Here is a 16854-nt window from a genome sequence, read left to right on the forward strand (position 1 = left end):
GACGCGGGAGGGAAGACCGGTCTTTCCGCGATGGACCGTCAAGGAGGTCACCGCCGACGAACACGAGGCTTTCATTACTGGCTCCGATGCCAACAACGGCCTGGAAATCCACAGCTCTTTCGCGCTGACGCCCGGCGGTGTCCTCACGGTGGTGCATCGTGTGATCAACCGGGGAACAACTCCGTTGGATGTCCATTGGGTTGAAGCCACCTTGCCGCTGCCCAAGACCGCGGACCATCTGACATCGTTCACCGGCCGATGGACCAGGGAAAAAGCTCCGTCCACCACACAAATGCCGCGCGGGGCAGTCAGCCGCGAAACGCGGCGCGGCAGGGGCGGACACGATGCACCCCACCTGGAAATTGCCAGCATCGGCAAGCCCCGGAACCGTGTCGGGGAAATGTGGTCCGTCCACTTGGGCTGGAGTGCCGACTGCACCTACCGAACAGACCGGATGACGGACACCGTAACGCTGTTGGGAGCCGGCGAGCTGCTGCGGGCGGGCGAAATCAGGCTCGCTCCAGGGGAAAGTTACAGCACCCCTAAAGCCTGGTTCGCTTGGTCGGACGCGGGGCTTGACGGTCTCTCCGCACGATTCCATGAGGCACTGCGCTCACGCGATCAACATCCGCGGAGCCCCAGGCCGTTGGTGCTCAACACCTGGGAAGCCGTCTATTTCGATCATGATCCGGCCACCCTGACGCGCTTGGCAGAACGTGCAGCCGAGGCGGGAGTTGAGCGCTTCGTCCTGGACGACGGCTGGTTCATGGCCCGCCGCGACGATACCAAGGGGCTGGGGGATTGGACTGTGGATCCCGCCGTGTGGCCGGAGGGTTTGGGGCCGTTGGCGCAGCGCGTCCATGACCTGGGAATGCAGTTCGGCCTATGGTTCGAGCCCGAGATGGTGAACTTGGATTCCGATCTGGCAAGGGCGCATCCGGACTGGCTGCTGCACAACCCTGACCACGTTTGGTCATCCCCGGATGAGCTGTCCTGGCGGACGCAGTACGTCCTGGACCTTGCGAACGCCGGTGCCTATGAGCACGTCCGAATCCAGATGAGCTCACTCATCGACGAGCTCGGCATCGACTTCATCAAATGGGACCACAACCGGGACCTGGTGGAATCCGTGCATTCCGGACTTCCCGGCATCCACGAACACACCCTGGCCACCTACCGGTTGATCCGTGAACTCAAGGAAAGCCACCCGGGACTGGAAATCGAGTCATGCTCCAGCGGAGGAGCGAGGACAGATCTGGGGATCCTGGAGTTTGCGGACAGGGTCTGGGCGTCGGATTCCAACGATGCCGTGGAGCGGCAGGATATCCAGCGATGGACACAGCTGTTGCTTCCTCCCGAGATGGTGGGAGGACACATTGGACCAACGACGTCCCACAGCTCGGGCCGGACCGTGGACTTGTCCTACAGGGCAGCCACCAGCTTGATGGGATCCGCCGGCTTCGAATGGAACCTGCTCGAATGCGGCCCCGATGAGCTGGAAGCGGTGCGCGCTTTTGGTGCCCTCTACAAAGAGTTGCGTCATGTCCTGCACACCGGCGTCCCAGTGCACGCAGATGTCCTGGATCCGGCATTGCGGGTCACAGGTGCCGTACTTCAGGATCAGAGCGAGGGCGTTTGGACTATTGCATCCGTTGCCACTTTGGAAGATGCACTGCCGGAGCGGGTCAGGTTGCACGGCCTGGATGTATCCCGCCGTTATCGGGTAAGGGTCCGGAAGGAACTGGGCGAGGCCCGCCATGGGTGGATCACTCCGCCGTGGGTTTCAGCCGGTGAAATCACCCTTCCCGGGAGCGTCCTGGTGCGGGACGGGCTGCAGATTCCGCTGCTGTGGCCTGCGCAGGCTCTGGTGCTCCACGTCCAAGGGGTGTAGGGCATTGCGCGTCAGGAGGTGCGAACGTGCGCGGGATCTGCCGTGCTGCCCCGTTGCACGATTCGTCCTGTGGGGACGTGAACCACGGTCTGGACCGCGCCCGAGTACGTCTCCATCAGGACATCGGCAACGGTTCGTCCGAGTTCATGGACGTCCAAACTAAGGACGGAAAGGGGTGGGGAGGCGAGCCGGCAAGCCGGCCCGTCATCCCAAGCCAGCAAGGAAACATCGGAGGGAACTTCCAAGCCCAGATCCTTGGCTGCGCCCAATCCAGCTACAGCCATCATGCTGTTGTCATAAATCACTGCGGTAGGGGGAGTGGCAACCGACAGGATCTCCCGGGTCCGTAAATCCCCGGAGGCGGCAGAGTAGTCACCTTCCACCGACAGCCCTGTGACGCCGCGACGCTCAAGGGCCTGGTCGAAGGCCATGCTCCTGGACTTTGTGTGGTGAAGGTGCTTTGGTCCGGAGACCCGTCCGATGACCTTATGCCCAAGACCGGAGAGGTAATTGACGGCCATTTCCATGCCGCCGGAATTATCAACATCAACCAAGGAGGCGCCATCCACGGGCGGCCCGCCCAGGATGACTACGGGCAGGCCAAGCTCAAGGCAAAGCTTCGCCCGGGAATCGTCCTCTTGGGAATCGGCAATGACTACGGCGTCCACATCTCCGCTTTCGGCCCATCGTGGATATGCCTCCAACTCCTCGCCATAGGAGGTGAACTGCCGCAGGAACGCGCTGGCACCTGCCAGGTCCAGGGCTTCTTCCATTCCTGCCAGTAGATCTTCAAAGAACGGGTCTGTTCCGTGGGGTCCGTTCTTACTCTGAACGCCCAGACCAAAACGAGGTGGCCGGTTTCTCATCACTGCGGCATTGTCCATGTGCTAAGTATGGCTTCGACCGGCAATACTTAGCACATGAGCCGAGCCCCGAAGCGTCCATGACTGTCCTGCATTCCTCGTCCATTACGCCCACCAGCAGGGCCTTGATCCTTGACCGCGTCAGGGCGGAAGGCCCGGTCAGCCGTGTCCAGTTGGCTGAACGAACCGGTCTGACGCAGGCATCTATTTCCAACCTGGTCCGCGCTCTCCTGAGTGAAGGTTTGCTCGTGGAGACGGGAGAGCGGACGTTCACCGGGGCAAAGGGTAAACCCCGCGTTCTTCTTGGGCTCAATCCCCGTGCACGCTGCAGCGTGGGTGTGCAGTTGGGCGCCGACTGGATTGTTATTCTCGTGACGGATGCGGCCGGGTCGGTCCTCGCCAGGACACGTATACGGGGTGCCCGCTCGCGGAATCCCCAGGAAGTCGTTCAGGACGTTGCCGGGCACGTGGATGTATTGCTCGGAGTTGCAGGCCAAGAGCGGAGCATCGTGTCGGGCATCGGCCTGGTGGCGCCCGGCGCATTGGACCTCGACGCCGGTTCCATTCTGTCCTCGCCCAGCATGCCTTTGTGGGAGGGCTTCCCTGTGAGGGACTCTATGAGTGAAGCAGCTTCCTTGCCCACCTTATTGGACAATGTTGCCACTGCTGCTGCCATGGGAGATTTCTGGAGCGGCGCCATCCCGGACGCCACAGCTCATTGCACCGTGTACATGGGTGCCAGCATCAGTGCGGGTTTACTTATTTCCGGGTCGCTGTATCGTGGTGCCAGCTCCAACGCCGGTCCCCTCGGAAGTGTGCGCTTCCGAGGGGACCGGCGGTCAGGGCTGACGCTGGATGAAGTGGCCGGACCACGCGCTGTTGCCGAGCGCGCCTGGGAGGCCATGTCAGCTGGCAAGACCACCATGGTCAGGCTCTCCAGTGACAGGGATCCGTTCCGGGATTTTGCGTTAATTGCAACAGCAGCCGTCCATGGCGATCCGTTGTCAGCGGCGCTCATCAAGGAATCCGCAGACTATGTGGCCGATGCCGTTCTGGCCTTGGTCAACATCCTGGATCTGGATTCGGTGACCTTCGCCGGACCCTCATTCACCACAGCTGGTTCGTTGTACTTGCCAGTGGTGGAGCAGCGACTCCGTGAGGAGGCTTTTGCCTCACTGAAGCACGGCGTCACAGTGCGGCTGGCAACACAGGTAACGGACGCGGCGTCGGTGGGCGCCGCAGCCTTGATGCTTCAACAGAGCATCAACCAGCCGGCGGCCAACGTATCGGGACAGTACAACTAGCCGGCTTTTAGTTCATCCAGATAGATCGTTCCCGTTGTTGTTTGTCCGTCGGGAACCTGGTTGATAAAGATGTTGAATTGGGAGGGATCCTTGAGATCCTCGCTCGTGATCCGCCGCTCGGCGTTGGCCGTGTCCCAAGGAGCTGGCCGGAAATCGGCAAAGGGGATGCTGATGTTCCCGCCTTCCGTTCCGCTGAGGGAGGGATACGCCTCGTATGCCACGCCACCGCAGACCAGCTGGAGAACCAGTTTCTGCTGTGATCCGTCCGCTTTCAGCCACAGGGAAAGCGCGTCGAACCCGGACCAGTCGCCTTCTATCCGGCGGGTAATCCCGGTGTAATTCTGAAGGCGGAAGTCGTAGTCGAAACGCAATGCGCGTTCACCACTTCCCACAGGGCTGCTGGAAAGCGAGATGCTGTTAGCCCCTACCGCGCTGTATGTAGCCCGGAGCTCACTGTCGTCGGCGTATGTCTCGAAGTCGTCCACCACGCCAGGAGCCGCAGCCGGCTTTGCGCCAAGGACCAATTGTTGCTGCGCGGTGAGTTGGGCTTTCCCGGTCAGCGCGGCGGTCACGGCGAGGTTGGTCCGGGTGTTGACCAAGTCAGCCTCCGGCACGGTCAAGGCGCCGGTGAAATACCCGGAAGCAGCGTCATAAGTCAGCTGCTGCTTCGTCCCGTCATCACCCACGGTGAACCATGCTTCTTTGACCTTTGCATCGCTGACGCGGACGCGGACCGTGGTACGGGTCTCCGTAATCCGTGCTCCATCAACCGGTGACACTACATGCAGGGCGGGTGCATGGTCCGCGGCCTTCACCTTCCGCTGCCAAACCTCACTCCTGGACAATCCTCCGCTGAACACTGTGAACTCATCGGCCGCGAAGGCACGGAAGTCCGGGAGCATTTCGTGCTCGGCCAACTCACCGGTTGCCGGGTAGGGAACAAAGAACTGACCGGTTCCGTAGTTGGTCCATGTCAACATCCAAGCCATGCGTCGGGCATCAGGGTCCGCTTTGAGTGCAGCCAGCACATGGCTGTACCAGGCAGTGTCCGCGTTCTGGCCGTTCTCCTTGAGGGCACCGCTGACACCAACTTCCGTCAGTGCCGCTACCTTGCCCCGCTCCTCTGCCAGACGCGAGATCATGCCCAGATCCGCTACGAGTCCATCCAGCCACTGCTGCGAGCCGCCGGAACTGTCGTAGTTGTCATAGCCAAGCACGTCCACAAAATCGTCGCCGGGATAGGTGCGCATGAACACCTCACTGGTCCCGCTGAAGCCGCCGCCCGGAGAGTAGGAGTAGAGGAAATTGTGGACGTCTTTGGTGTCGCGGAGATATTCCACGGTGTAACGGAAAAGTTCAACGTACTGGGAAGAGGAGGCATGGGCTGCTCCCCACCAAAACCAGGACCCCGCATTTTCGTGGAACGGCCGGAACACCATGGGGATGGGGGCGCCGTTTTCATCCACAGCGGCTTTAGCGATGCGGGCTACGCGGTCGAGGTAATCAGTGAAAGCCTTATTCTTATCTCCGCCGGGCATGATCCGGGGGACCACGCCGCCATCTGTGTCGTCAAAGGCTCCACCTGTAGCGAAGTTGTCCATGTGGGCCGAGAAGGTTTGGATCCCTCCAATCTTGTCTGCGGCTTTGACCAGGCTGACGGTGTGTTGGAAGTTCTCCTCCGGTGTGGGGCTGCCGGGCGCGGATCCGTACCCATCGTGGCCAAAATCCCAGCCGAAGACGGCGGGATGTTCTCCGGTGGCTGCTTTGACGTCAGACTGGAAGCCGTCGGCGCTTTCCGCTGGGAACGTTACGCCAAACTCCGTGTCCTGCTGGTGGCCGAAGAGGATGCCTTTACCCTGCTGGGATTGCAGGTAGGCGAACAGCGACGCTGTCCGGGGCGTTGCTTCGGGATCCACGATTGATACGCGCTCAGGAGGGCCGGAGCTGCCCGGCGCAGGGAGTGGCGCTGCCGAGGCCGACGTTGCGGTTGAGGACGCCAAAGCGGCGATGAGTACGGTCAGGCCGCATGTCTTAAGGCGGCGAAGAAACTCACTTGATGATTTCAAGGTGGTCCTGTCTTCTCGGGGGATGCAACGGCGCATCGCCTTCGGACCACAGTAAGGGATTAACTTAAGTAGGTAAAGTAATTCTTTGCGAGTTGTAGCTGTTCGGGCGGCGGCCCGTTGGGCGGGGAGGTTTCGTCACCTCAGTAGTTGCCGGCCCCGCGGCGTGGAGATTTCCCTGTCGTGTTCGGCGGGGCCTCGACGGTCTTGGCGGGGACAAGTTTCAAGCCGATCACGCAGGCGACGATGCCCGAGAGGAAGAGAATCCGCAGTGCGGTGGGTGTCTCGTTTCCTTCGAGCATTGCCCAGGTAACCGTCAATGCCGCTCCGGTGCCGGTCCACACGGCGTATGCGGTGCTCATCGGAATCCGCTTTGCTGCGTATCCCAAGCCGAGCATGCTGAGGGTGAGGCCCGCAGCGAACACGCTCGTTGCCGCAGGGTTGGTGAATCCCTGGCTTTGGCCTAAAGCTGTGGCCCATACTGCTTCCAGGACGGCGCTGGCAATGAGAACTATCCAGTGCATCAGCTGATCACCTTCAGCCCGACGACGCACCCAATCAGAGTTGTGAGCAGTGCGGCGCGCGACAGGGAAAGCCTCTCCTGCTTGCGGACGACGGCAAGCGCTGCGGTCAGTACAGCGCCGATCCCCACCCAGACGGCGTAGGACGTGCCGGTTGCCAGATCGGTCATCGCATATGCCAGGCCGGCCATGCTAACGGCCATCGAGCCGATGAAGATCAGGGTTGGGAGTTTGCGCTTGAAGCCATCCGAGGCCCCGAGCGCTGTAGCCCAGACTGCTTCGAGTAGACCGGAAAGTATGAGAACGAGCCACGCCATGAACTTTTCCTTGCTGGAGAGAGAAACGTCATCTGCACCGTGATGCGATGGGATGAGTGAACAATTCGATGCGCCTTGTTACGCACTGTTGGGCAGAAACTGCCCTAGGTTTTAGGCTGCTTTGTTGCCAGGCGCAACCTGGGACGGATGCTGCTTCCAGCGTCCGTCCCAGGCTGTGGTGGCTACTTGTCCCCGAAGGTCTTGTCCAGCGCGCTGAGGATGTCGTCGATGATGTCCTCGGGGTCTTCGAGCCCGATGGACAGGCGCAGGTGGCCGTATTTGTGGAACGAAGCAGGGTAGTTCTCTGAGCCGCCGCGTGCATCCGGGCCAACGTGGACGATCAGCGTTTCATCGTGGCCGAGCGAGACTGCCGAGGTGATGACCTGGAGGTTTTTCACGAAGGTGTTCTGGGTGTTCGAGTCACCTTCCACAGCGAATGCGAGAACACCCCCGAACCCTCGACCTCCAAATTGTTTACCGGCGAGTTCGTGCTGGGGATGCGAGGCAAGGCCCGGGTAGAGCACGTAAGCGATCCGCCGGTCGGCTTCAAGGACCGCGGCTACCTTCTCCGCGCTCGAAAATTGCTGTTTCAGACGCAGCGGGAGCGTTACGGAACCGCGCATGATCATCCATGCGTTGAACGGAGAAATGACACCGCCGGCATCGACTATGGCGTCGTGTCGGATGTGCTGGATAAGTTCGCGCCGCCCAATGACGACACCGCCCATCGCGTCACCGTGGCCGTTGATGTACTTGGTCAGCGAGTGGATGACCAAGTCTGCGCCGTCGTCGAGTGCTCGGTAGAAGGGTGCGGGAGTAAAGGTGGCATCAACGGTCAGCAGGACGCCGGCGTCCTTGGCGATCCTGGCCAGGGCGGCGACGTTGGCCACCTTGGTAGTGGGGTTGGCGATCGTTTCGGCGTGAATCAGTTTGGTGTTCGGACGAACGGCTGCCCGGACTGCTTCCAGGTCGTCGGCATCAACGAAGGTGGCCTCAATGCCGTATTTTTCCGGAAGGAGCTCCCCGAACAGGCGGTAGACAGCTTCGTAGGTGACGTTTGAAACCACCACGTGATCGCCGGACTTCAGGAGGGCGAAGAAGACTCCATGAAGGGCGGCGACGCCCGTGGCGAAGGCCGCTGCTGCTTCTGCGCCTTCCATGGCGGCGAGTTTTGTTTCGAGGGCGACCTGGTTTGCGCCGGCGTTTCGGGTGTAGACCAGTCCGTCGTCAACGCTCGACCAGTCCATCTCGGAGGGGTCTTCGGGGAGAACGTAGGAGTTGGCCATGATCAGGGGAGTGCGGAGGGCGCCGGTGCCCTTGTCAATGCTGTTTCCTCCATGGACAGCCCAGGTGCTGTCATGGACGGATGCCCGGTTGTGCTTGTCAGGTGTGCGATTCATTGCGGGTTTCCTTTCGGAGGATAGGCCCCGTCAGCGGGCAAGAGCCCGTGGTGCTGGACGGCGGCTGAAGAGTGGTTGTGTTGTGGAGACTTCGAGGGATAGCACGGCCAACTGAGCCCGAAAGAAGCGGGTAATGGCTTTTAGGCGATCCCTGCTTTGGACCAGAAGTCTGACCAGGACCGTATGATCGCCGTCTAGCAGCTCGGCGGTGGTGATCTCCGCGATGGACTCCATGCTGCGGTACAGGTCGTCGCCGGTGCGTCCCGGCGCCATGACGATCCGGATGCAGGCTGACAGGGGACCCAGTGCTGGATCTGGAAATTTGCGGATGATGGTGTACCCGCCTATGTGGCCGTGCAGCTCCAGGCCTATGACGCGTTCCTCGCATTCACGTTCGGTAAGCCCGGTGCGCGCGGCCAGAACCGTTGTGGGTACCCTGCCCTCATCTTCCAGAATGCCCAGGATGAGGAGGTCAAGGACATCCGGTTCGCGGGTGGGCATGTTGCTACCCCTTCGTCATGTCCCTTCCGGGGGCGGGAGGGAAGCCGATAAGCCGCTGGACGCTGATGACCTCTGAACCCAACGTGGACAGGTGGCTCGTAAGGTCGGCCCCTGCGGCAAGCAGGGACTCGTTGCTCATGGGTGCCAGTGCGTCGAGGATGAACAAAGCTGAGGTGGTCTCGTCCCGCAGTTGTGTACGGCGGCCTTGGCGCCAATTCCATCGGCGGCAAGTGACGCCGTCGTCGTCGCACCAGAGCACCTCGCCGGCATCTGGGTATTCGACGATTGGTTCTCCGCTCGCTACCGTGTCGAAGGGCTCTTGGCCCGTTGCGCGGATGAGTCGTGGTGCTCCGCTGTAGCGGGCGAGGTCTTCGCCGCCTAGCGGAATTTGGTGGAGGACGGAGATTGCGTTGTAAATGTCCGTGAGTTTGTTGACTCTGGGGAGGCCGGCCTCCGCCCGGCGGATCAGCGCTTCAAGGCTGTTGCGTGTGCGGTTGGGCTTGGCGCCGAACGCCTGGTAAGCCTCCCGCCATGCGGCTATATGCGGAAGGTGTTCGGCCTTTCGCTCGCTCAACGCAGTCCGCGCAACCATCTCAGCTTGCTCCAACAACGCATTGCTCGCTGCCTCGCTTGCACCGGGGATGAGGCCATCCACTGCGATCAGGAGGGCTCTGTAATCGGGCCGAAGCTCGAAAACGGCGGGCTCCACGTAAGCGGAGTCAACGGTTTCCTGGAGGGCTTGGATGCTAAGCATTCCTTGCCTCCCGATGCCCTGATCCCACGCCGCGTTCAAAGACTGCGAGGGAGAACCGCGCCGGCTCGGAGGTGCTGTTGCTGTAGGAGTGGGCCAGGTCCCCGGGGAATGTGACAGAGTCGCCAACGTCAAGGACGAATATCTGCTCTGCTACACCAACGGTGACGGTGCCCTGCTGAACCTGCAGAAGTTCCTTGGTGCCCGGCGTGTGGGCTTCGCTGGAGTGTTGGTCGCCCGGCCCCAGGATCCAGTCCCACAATTCCACCACTTCCGGCGGTTCCGTTCCGCCAACCAGCACGCCGCGTCCGCCGGCTTCGCTGCTCCAGAGCACTGCACCTTCGCCCTTACGAGTAACTTGGACGGCCTTGGGTTCGGGTGACTGGACCAGGTCCGGCAGCCCGACGCCAAGGGCGTCGCTGATCCTCAGTAGAGTACCGACGCTCGGATTCATGGTGGCCTGTTCAACGTTGATCAGCATTCTGCGGCTCACGCCCGCCACTTCCGCCAATTGGTCCAGCGTCATGCGCCGGGATAGGCGCTCCTGCTTCACCCGTGCGCCGATGGCCGAGGCCAAAGTTGCGATATTATCGTCCATAGATGCAGCATACTGCACCATGAGTGCACTATCAATGCTCCACTGGAATATGTTTGTATCAACGATTAAAGGGAAGCCTCATGGATCCATATCAACTCAGTGTGTTGCGTGAGCTGGGCGACCACGGCAGTGTGGCCGCTACTGCCCGTGCTCTCGGCGTGAGTCCCTCGGCAGTCTCGCAGTCGCTTGCCGCGCTTCAACGCAAGTTCAAGGCGCCCCTGACTCAAAAGCGGGGGAGGTCCGTTGAACTCACTGATGCGGGCCAAGCCCTCGCCGTGGCAGCCATTGCTGTTGCCGAGGCGATCACCCGTGCCGAAGCTACTGTTGATGAGTTCGTCGGCGGCATTGACCGGACGGTGCGTGTCAGTGCTTTCCATAGCGCGGCCATGTCGTTCTTCCCCGGGCTGGCCGCCTTGGAACATACGGAGGGATTTCCGGTTGTTGAATGTGTTGATGAGGACGTCGACCGTGTCTCCTTCCCGGCCCTGACCGCCAACTATGACATCGTGATCGCCCACAGAATGAGCCATACGCCCCCTTGGCCCAGGGACAGGCTTGCCGTGTTGTCCTTGCTGAGGGAGCCCATGGACGTGGCCATGCATTCATCCCATGATCTGGCCATGAAGAAGACTCTGAAACCGGTAGATCTGGTGGGGGCGACGTGGGTTTCCACGCATGCCGGTTTCTCGCCGGCGGACATGCTTGACGCCGTAGCTGCTGCGGCCGGGTATCCAATGCGGGTGGTGCACAGAATCAATGACTTCAGTACAGCCGCTGCCATGGTGTCCGAAGGTGGGCACCTGGCGTTGCTGCCCCGGCATACCGTCAGGATTCCCGCATCGCAGGATGTGGTCCTGCGCCCGCTTGAAGGCGTACAAACAGTTCGTCACGTGGACATGCTGGTCCGACCCGAACGGGTGGTGCACCGGGCTGTATCCGTTGTTATTGATGCCTTGCGTGGAATCGCCCGGACACACGTAGAAATCCCATCACCCAAGAACGCTTACGCCAAAGAATCCCCGCGATGAGATGGACGTGCAGGTTCTTGCCTGGCTTCAGCTGAACGCCCGCATTGGATGGCCCCACCCGGCTGTTGGCGGCGCCCTCCACGTTGTGCTGCTGCGCCGGCGAAAACCACGACCACAATTCCCAGGAGTTGGAGAGCCGAAGGTGACTGTGCCAGAACGATCATGCCGAGCAGGAGGCCGATGGCCGGTTCCAGCGCCAAGAGGGTGCCGAACGCTGTGTGCGTCATTCGACGTAGCGCCCTCATTTCCAAGATATAGGGCAGTACGGGAATCAGCACAGCAAGGGCGGCGGCGACGCCGACGAGTTCCCATGTGATGTGCCCGAAAGCCTGCGGCAGTCCGAAGGGTGTCACAACCAGGGCAGCAATAGGGATGGTCAGCGCCAGGGCGCCGATTCCGGTGAAGCGGTCGCCTACCTTTTGGGTCAGCAGAACGTAGGCTGCCCACCCGATCGCGCCCATGGCGGCGAAGCCGACACCCAGGAGGTCCACCTGGCCGGACCAGGGCTCGGTGAGCAGGAGGACTCCTGCCAAAGCGGTTGCCGGCAGGAGCAACGAGCGGACCCCTTGCCCTCGAAGGGCAGCGACGCTGAGCGGGCCAAGGAACTCAATGGCTACAGCAGTTCCCAGTGGAAGACGTTCCATGGCGGCGAGGAACGTCACCGACATGATCCCGACGGAGATACCGAGACCGAGAATGGCCGGGGTGTCGCTAAAGCGCAGGGACTTCAATGGTGGTCGGGCCAGAAGGAGCAGGATGATCGCGCCCATGCTGAGTCTGAGCCAGGCCGTACCGATTGGTCCTAGCGCCGGCATCAACCCTGCGGACAGGGCGGAGCCGAGCTGGATGGAGAACATGGCTGCTATGGTCAGCGCCCACGGTGGGATTGCGGGTTGGGTGGTGCTCATTGCTGGTTCCCCTTGGTCTGGCACCCATCGCTTGCACGCGACCTTGGAGGCCTGGTCACGGCAGGATGGTTTTGTCGATGAGTCGGTTGGTGATGGTGATGTCGGGCCCAAGTTGGCTGAGGTGGGTTGCGAGGTCTTCGGCAGCTGCCCGGAGGGCATCGGTAGTGACTGGGTCAAGGGCATCCAGGATGAACAACGCGGTGGTGGGTTCATCCCGTAGTTGTGTCCGTCTGCCCTGTCGCCAGTTCCAGCGCCGGCAGGTGACACCTAGGTCATCGCACCAGATGACTTCACCTGGCTCGGGATACTCGACGACGGCCTCTCCGTTGGCTGCCGTGTCGAAGGGTTCCTCTCCAGTGGCCCGGATGAGTCGAGGCGGGCCGCTGTAGTTGGAGAGGTCTTCTCCGCCGAGCGGGATTTGGTGAAGCACGTAGATGGCGTTGTAGATGTCTGTCAGTCGGTTCACCCGTGGCAATCCTGTGGCGGCGCGCCTCAGGAGTGCCTCAAGGCTGTTGCGTGTCCGGTTCGGTTTGGCACCGAAGCCCTGATAGGCCGTTCGCCACGCGGCGACGTGGGGGAGGGCCTCGACTTTTTGCTCCTGGAGCGCCAGCCGAGCGGAGGCTTCGGCCTTTTGGAGCAGCGCCTCGCTAGCGTCGTTGCTCGCCCCCGGAACGAGCCCATCGACGGCCAGCAGGAGGGCTTGGTAGTCGGGGCGAAGTTCAAGGACGGCAGGATCGATGTAGCCGGCGTCGAGGAGCTGCTGGGGGTGGGCCGTCTTAGGCATCAGCAAAACCGTTGTTTGCACTCAATGATGATTTCTCCATAGAGGCATCATACTGCACTTTTAGTGCATAGTGTTCGACAGCTTTGGCGCAGCTCGCTACCGGCCCTGCGGACGGCTGCAGTAATTCGCTCAAGTCGTGGCGTGGTCATCGACCAGCATTGCCAATAAAGCGTTACATCGTGTGCGGCACCGCCAGGAAGAGGGACCAATCCGCTGCGGGTGAGGTCCCGTTGAATTTGCTGCTCAGGAATCATGCCCCAACCGAGCCCGGCCCTGGCGGCTTCCAAAAATGCTTCGGAGGAAGGGATGGTGTGGGTCGGGGGGAAGTGCTCAACGCCTTTGGACCGGAGGATTCGGTGCTGCATGTCATCATTGGCGCTGAAGCGAAGCATCGGCATCTCGGACCAGTTCACTCCATCAGGGGTTTTGTGGCGTTGAACCAGTTCGGCTGAGGCCGCCGGTACGTAACGCATCACGCCCAGCAACTCCACCCGGCATCCGCCTACGGCTTTGGGCTCTGTGGTGACGGCCCCGAGAACGTCTCCTTGGCGTAGCAGCCGGGTGCTGTGATCCTGGTCTTCGATGTGGAGGTCCAGCGCTGTGTCCGGCCACGTAGCTGCCTGGTGCAGCACGGGCGTGAACCAGGTCGCCAGCGAGTCGGCATTCACGGCCACGGCAACGGTGGCTCGTCCTTCAGGGCCCTGGCCCAAGGAATGCATGGCGTCTACCTCCAGCGCCTGAATTTGTCGGGCTGTCCGCAGGAGTATGGCGCCGGCTTCGGTGGGGCTGCTCGGCAGGCTGCGACGAACCAGTATTTGCCCGGCTGAGGTTTCCAAGGCTTTGATCCGTTGGCTGACCGCGGAGGGCGTGATGCCGAGCAGGTTTGCGGCAGCGTCGAAGGAGCCGGTCTCAACGATGGCGCTCAGTGCCTTCAGATGTTCGAAGTTCATGGTGTAAAAGTAAAGTACCTTGGCTGGTTTGGATCCTGCCTTTGCACGGGCCGCTTTGACTGGCGGCCCGTACCGAGCAGAAACTGACACTTGGTTTATAGGACTTTGCTGAAGAAGCTCTTGGTGCGCTCCTGCTGGGGGTTGACTATGAGCTCACGGGGATTGCCCGACTCCACAACAACCCCACCGTCCATGAACGTCAGAGTGTCTCCCACCTCCCGGGCGAAACCGATCTCGTGCGTTACCACGATCATGGTCATACCTGATTTAGCGAGGTCTTTCATGACATCCAGGACGTCTCCCACCAGTTCGGGGTCCAGTGCGGAGGTTGGTTCATCGAAAAGCATGAGTTCAGGATCCATGGCAAGAGCACGGGCGATGGCAACCCGCTGTTGCTGGCCGCCGGATAGCTGCGCCGGGTAATAGCTGGCACGGTGAGCGAGTCCAACCCGATCGAGAAGATCCTGGGCCCGCCGTTTGGCTGGAACTTTTTCAAGACCTCGGACCTGGACCGGAGCCTCGATGATGTTCTCCAAGGCTGTTTTGTGGCCGAAAAGGTTGAAACGCTGGAAGACCATGCCGATGTTTCGGCGTTGACGGGCGATGTCCTTCAGATGCAGTTCGTGCAGTTTTCCGTCCGTTTCCCTGTATCCGATGAGTTCGCCGTTGACGCGGATCCGGCCGGCACCAATGCTCTCCAGGTGGTTGATGCACCGCAGAAGCGTGGACTTTCCCGACCCTGAGGGGCCAATCAGGACTGCAACCTCACCTTCTTTGACGGTCATGTCGATGCCGCTAAGGACGTGGTGGTCGCCAAAGTACTTATGTACCCCTTCAATCCTGACAACGTCGTTCGCAGGAGCGGATGCTGGTGGGCTGGTCAGGGGATGGACGGAAGCGCTCATCGCACGTCCTCCTCACTGTTTGTTGATGCATTCTGGGCAGGGGCCGGCGTTGGGTTGACGCTTACGCCGGCTGTCTGGAGGGCTGCTGGATTGACGGTGATGCGAGTGGAAATGTCGACACCCTTTCCGTAATGCTTCTCTATAAAGTGCTGGCCCACCATCAGGATGCTGGTGACTACCAGGTACCAGAACGCTGCAACGATGAGCAACGGAATGGGGAGGTAGCTTCTATTGGCAAGGGTGTTGGTGACGAAGGTCAGATCCAAGGTGAACGGCACCGCAAGCACCAGGGAGGTTGTCTTGAGCATCCCGATGGTTTCGTTGCCGGTTGGTGGGACGATGATGCGCATGGCTTGGGGAAGCACAATCCTCCACATGATTTTCGAGCCCCGCATGCCCAAGGCTTCAGCGGCTTCGATCTGTCCCTTGTCCACGGATTTAAGTCCGGCCCGGAAGATCTCGGCCAAGTAGGCCGACTCATTGAGGGCGAGGCCCAGGACGGCAGCCCAGAACGCGTTGAGCAGGTCTTGGGTTGTCAGGCTGAGCAGTTCCGGGCCGAAAGGGACGCCAATGGTGATCCTGGGGTAAAGGACGGCAACCAATCCCCAAAAGATCAGCTGGGTGTAGACAGGAGTGCCCCGGAAGAACCAGACCCAGAACCAGCTTGACCATCGGAAGATCGGGTTCTCTGATTGGCGCATGAAGGCCAACAAGATAGCCAGGGTAACTGCTATTGCCATCGAGAGAACGGTGAGCAACAGCGTCCAACCGACACCCCGGATCACATTTTCGTCCAGGACATACAGGCCGAAGGTGTCCCAGTGGAAGTTGGGGTTGGTGGCCAGGCTTTGGATGCCGACGGCGGCCGCGAGGACAATGATGACAGCTCCCACCCAGCGGCCGGGGTGGCGGACGGGAACTGCTTTGATCAGTTCCGGTGAGGGGCTGGATTGTGTGGTGGCCTGTTCGTTGGTAGCGAGGCTCATGACTTAACTGCAGGGTTGACTTCGGGGTCGGTAATGGCGCCGTCGGAGTTGTTCCACGAATCGAGGATGTGCTGATAGGTGCCCTCGGCGATCAGCTTGGCAACCACCTTTTGGATGAGTTCGGCCAAGGCCGTGTCATTCTTCGGAACAGCGATGCCCACCGGGGAGGTGTTGTAGACGCCTCCGGCTTTTTCTACGGCCCCGTTGGTCTGCTGGATGGCGTAACCGATCAAGGTTGACTCGGCGATCATGGCGTCAATGCTTCCGTTGACCAAGCGGGTAGTGACATCCGTCTGGTTCTTCAGCGTGACGATGTCGATGGGTTGCTTTCCGGCTTTGAGGCATTCATCGTTGCGGTTCTTGAGGTCAGGATCTTCCTGGGTAGTTCCGGTCTGGACTCCCACGGATTTTCCGCAGACGTCATCGGGGGAGAACTTCTTGGGGTTGCCCTTCTGGACCGCCCAGGTGGTCCCGGCGTTGAGGTAGCTGACGAAGTTGACGGCTTTGAGCCTCTCATTGGTAATGCTGAAGGAACTGATGCCGAGATCGTATTTGGGACCGAGGGCTGGAAGAATGCCCGTGAATTCGGCGGTTTGTACGTCCACTTTCAGATCCAGGGTCGCTCCAATAGCCTTCGCCAAATCGACGCCGTATCCCATGGGAGTGCGGTTGTCCGCGCCGCCGAGGAATTCAGCCGGAGCGTACGTTGTATCGGAGCCGATGACCAAGGTGCCTTTGGACTTGATCGTTGCCGGTACCTGGGACGCGAGCGATTGATCCGGGGTGATGCTTACCGGGTCGAACGTGGAAATGGACGAACCGGACGGAGCTGGTCCGGACGCAGACCCGGAAGCATTCGTGCACCCAGACAAAGCGAGTACACAAGTGGTCAGGACTGCCACGCCTTTGGCGAATGTTTTCAAGCGGCGCCCGACCGGGCTGTCGATGGAGCCCGGATCCGGTATCGGGCCAACCTGATGGTGGTTGGAGGTGTTCAGTGCTTCGGACATAATGTCTCCTGATATTGATGATGCGCCGATGCGGGCGAAAGATGTGGGTGCTGCGCATGTCGGGTCTGCAGCGC

General features: G+C 60.9%; 17 protein-coding genes. 3 read left to right on the top strand and 14 right to left on the bottom strand.

What is annotated here, in order from left to right:
• Nucleotides 1–1891: alpha-galactosidase (locus tag HP499_RS09360; RefSeq protein ID WP_172323816.1), on the top strand; the 1891-nt coding region annotated here is incomplete at its 5' end.
• 11 nt (nt 1892–1902) lie between these two features.
• Here the strand turns inward: HP499_RS09360 and HP499_RS09365 are convergent.
• Complete coding sequence (locus tag HP499_RS09365) at nt 1903–2775, bottom strand: LacI family DNA-binding transcriptional regulator (protein ID WP_172323817.1); 873 nt, start codon at nt 2773–2775, stop codon at nt 1903–1905.
• Nucleotides 2776–2834: 59 nt separating this feature from the next.
• Between HP499_RS09365 and HP499_RS09370 the strand changes: the two genes are divergently transcribed.
• Entirely contained in the window at nt 2835–4058 is a 1224-nt protein-coding gene (locus HP499_RS09370) for an ROK family transcriptional regulator (RefSeq protein ID WP_172323818.1), read from the top strand.
• Here HP499_RS09370 and HP499_RS09375 read toward each other — a convergent pair.
• The 7 genes from HP499_RS09375 to HP499_RS09405 form a co-directional block, all read right to left on the bottom strand.
• Complete coding sequence (locus HP499_RS09375) at nt 4055–6124, bottom strand: glycosyl hydrolase (RefSeq protein WP_172323819.1); 2070 nt, start codon at nt 6122–6124, stop codon at nt 4055–4057. The genes HP499_RS09370 and HP499_RS09375 overlap by 4 nt on opposite strands.
• Nucleotides 6125–6264: 140 nt before the next feature.
• Entirely contained in the window at nt 6265–6645 is a 381-nt protein-coding gene (locus HP499_RS09380; protein WP_172323820.1) for a multidrug efflux SMR transporter, read from the bottom strand.
• A complete protein-coding gene (locus HP499_RS09385) occupies nt 6645–6959 on the bottom strand; it encodes a multidrug efflux SMR transporter (RefSeq protein ID WP_172323821.1) in 315 nt (104 codons plus the stop codon). The genes HP499_RS09380 and HP499_RS09385 overlap by 1 nt, the downstream gene beginning before the upstream one ends.
• Before the next feature lie 182 nt (nt 6960–7141).
• On the bottom strand, nt 7142–8359 hold the full coding sequence (locus HP499_RS09390; RefSeq protein WP_172323822.1) for a PLP-dependent aspartate aminotransferase family protein: 1218 nt from the start codon (nt 8357–8359) through the stop codon (nt 7142–7144).
• A 30-nt stretch (nt 8360–8389) separates the two neighbouring features.
• Nucleotides 8390–8860 (bottom strand): Lrp/AsnC family transcriptional regulator, encoded by a 471-nt coding sequence (locus HP499_RS09395; protein ID WP_172323823.1) that lies wholly within the window; start codon nt 8858–8860, stop codon nt 8390–8392.
• 4 nt (nt 8861–8864) lie between these two features.
• Nucleotides 8865–9614: a B3/4 domain-containing protein gene (locus HP499_RS09400; RefSeq protein ID WP_172323824.1), complete on the bottom strand. Its 750-nt coding sequence runs from the start codon at nt 9612–9614 to the stop codon at nt 8865–8867.
• Complete coding sequence (locus HP499_RS09405; protein ID WP_172323825.1) at nt 9607–10209, bottom strand: XRE family transcriptional regulator; 603 nt, start codon at nt 10207–10209, stop codon at nt 9607–9609. Before HP499_RS09405 ends, HP499_RS09400 begins: the two co-directional genes overlap by 8 nt.
• Nucleotides 10210–10289: 80 nt before the next feature.
• Here HP499_RS09405 and HP499_RS09410 point away from each other — a divergent pair, with 80 nt between their 5' ends.
• Nucleotides 10290–11237, top strand: a complete 948-nt coding sequence (locus HP499_RS09410) for a LysR family transcriptional regulator (protein WP_172323826.1) — start codon at nt 10290–10292, stop codon at nt 11235–11237.
• Here the strand turns inward: HP499_RS09410 and HP499_RS09415 are convergent.
• From HP499_RS09415 to HP499_RS09440, 6 genes are all read right to left on the bottom strand, one after another.
• Nucleotides 11213–12145 carry a DMT family transporter gene (locus HP499_RS09415; protein WP_172323827.1) on the bottom strand — a complete coding sequence of 311 codons (933 nt, stop codon included), beginning with the start codon at nt 12143–12145 and terminating at the stop codon, nt 11213–11215. The two genes, HP499_RS09410 and HP499_RS09415, sit on opposite strands and share 25 nt — an antisense overlap.
• A gap of 55 nt (nt 12146–12200) precedes the next feature.
• Nucleotides 12201–12929: a B3/4 domain-containing protein gene (locus tag HP499_RS09420; protein WP_172323828.1), complete on the bottom strand. Its 729-nt coding sequence runs from the start codon at nt 12927–12929 to the stop codon at nt 12201–12203.
• Between the two features lie 47 nt (nt 12930–12976).
• Nucleotides 12977–13879, bottom strand: a complete 903-nt coding sequence (locus HP499_RS09425) for a LysR family transcriptional regulator ArgP (RefSeq protein WP_172323829.1) — start codon at nt 13877–13879, stop codon at nt 12977–12979.
• 95 nt (nt 13880–13974) lie between these two features.
• Nucleotides 13975–14784: an amino acid ABC transporter ATP-binding protein gene (locus HP499_RS09430; protein WP_172323830.1), complete on the bottom strand. Its 810-nt coding sequence runs from the start codon at nt 14782–14784 to the stop codon at nt 13975–13977.
• Nucleotides 14781–15770, bottom strand: coding sequence for an amino acid ABC transporter permease (locus tag HP499_RS09435; protein ID WP_172323831.1), 990 nt, complete (start codon nt 15768–15770; stop codon nt 14781–14783). Before HP499_RS09435 ends, HP499_RS09430 begins: the two co-directional genes overlap by 4 nt.
• Nucleotides 15767–16780: an ABC transporter substrate-binding protein gene (locus HP499_RS09440; protein ID WP_172323832.1), complete on the bottom strand. Its 1014-nt coding sequence runs from the start codon at nt 16778–16780 to the stop codon at nt 15767–15769. The genes HP499_RS09435 and HP499_RS09440 overlap by 4 nt, the downstream gene beginning before the upstream one ends.
• Nucleotides 16781–16854: the final 74 nt, after the last annotated feature.

Origin of the sequence: Paenarthrobacter sp. CM16 (genome assembly GCF_013179505.1) — a bacterium.
In the GTDB taxonomy this organism is placed as follows: domain Bacteria; phylum Actinomycetota; class Actinomycetes; order Actinomycetales; family Micrococcaceae; genus Arthrobacter.

Bases quoted from the DNA above. Each gene is read 5' to 3' on its own strand.
- HP499_RS09365 (WP_172323817.1), bottom strand. From the start codon at position 2,775: ATGGACAATGCCGCAGTGATGAGAAACCGGCCACCTCGTTTTGGTCTG.
- HP499_RS09370 (WP_172323818.1), top strand. From the start codon at position 2,835: ATGACTGTCCTGCATTCCTCGTCCATTACGCCCACCAGCAGGGCCTTG.
- HP499_RS09380 (WP_172323820.1), bottom strand. From the start codon at position 6,645: ATGCACTGGATAGTTCTCATTGCCAGCGCCGTCCTGGAAGCAGTATGG.
- HP499_RS09385 (WP_172323821.1), bottom strand. From the start codon at position 6,959: ATGGCGTGGCTCGTTCTCATACTTTCCGGTCTACTCGAAGCAGTCTGG.
- HP499_RS09390 (WP_172323822.1), bottom strand. From the start codon at position 8,359: ATGAATCGCACACCTGACAAGCACAACCGGGCATCCGTCCATGACAGC.
- HP499_RS09395 (WP_172323823.1), bottom strand. From the start codon at position 8,860: ATGCCCACCCGCGAACCGGATGTCCTTGACCTCCTCATCCTGGGCATT.
- HP499_RS09400 (WP_172323824.1), bottom strand. From the start codon at position 9,614: ATGCTTAGCATCCAAGCCCTCCAGGAAACCGTTGACTCCGCTTACGTG.
- HP499_RS09405 (WP_172323825.1), bottom strand. From the start codon at position 10,209: ATGGACGATAATATCGCAACTTTGGCCTCGGCCATCGGCGCACGGGTG.
- HP499_RS09410 (WP_172323826.1), top strand. From the start codon at position 10,290: ATGGATCCATATCAACTCAGTGTGTTGCGTGAGCTGGGCGACCACGGC.
- HP499_RS09415 (WP_172323827.1), bottom strand. From the start codon at position 12,145: ATGAGCACCACCCAACCCGCAATCCCACCGTGGGCGCTGACCATAGCA.
- HP499_RS09420 (WP_172323828.1), bottom strand. From the start codon at position 12,929: ATGCCTAAGACGGCCCACCCCCAGCAGCTCCTCGACGCCGGCTACATC.
- HP499_RS09425 (WP_172323829.1), bottom strand. From the start codon at position 13,879: ATGAACTTCGAACATCTGAAGGCACTGAGCGCCATCGTTGAGACCGGC.
- HP499_RS09430 (WP_172323830.1), bottom strand. From the start codon at position 14,784: ATGAGCGCTTCCGTCCATCCCCTGACCAGCCCACCAGCATCCGCTCCT.
- HP499_RS09435 (WP_172323831.1), bottom strand. From the start codon at position 15,770: ATGAGCCTCGCTACCAACGAACAGGCCACCACACAATCCAGCCCCTCA.
- HP499_RS09440 (WP_172323832.1), bottom strand. From the start codon at position 16,780: ATGTCCGAAGCACTGAACACCTCCAACCACCATCAGGTTGGCCCGATA.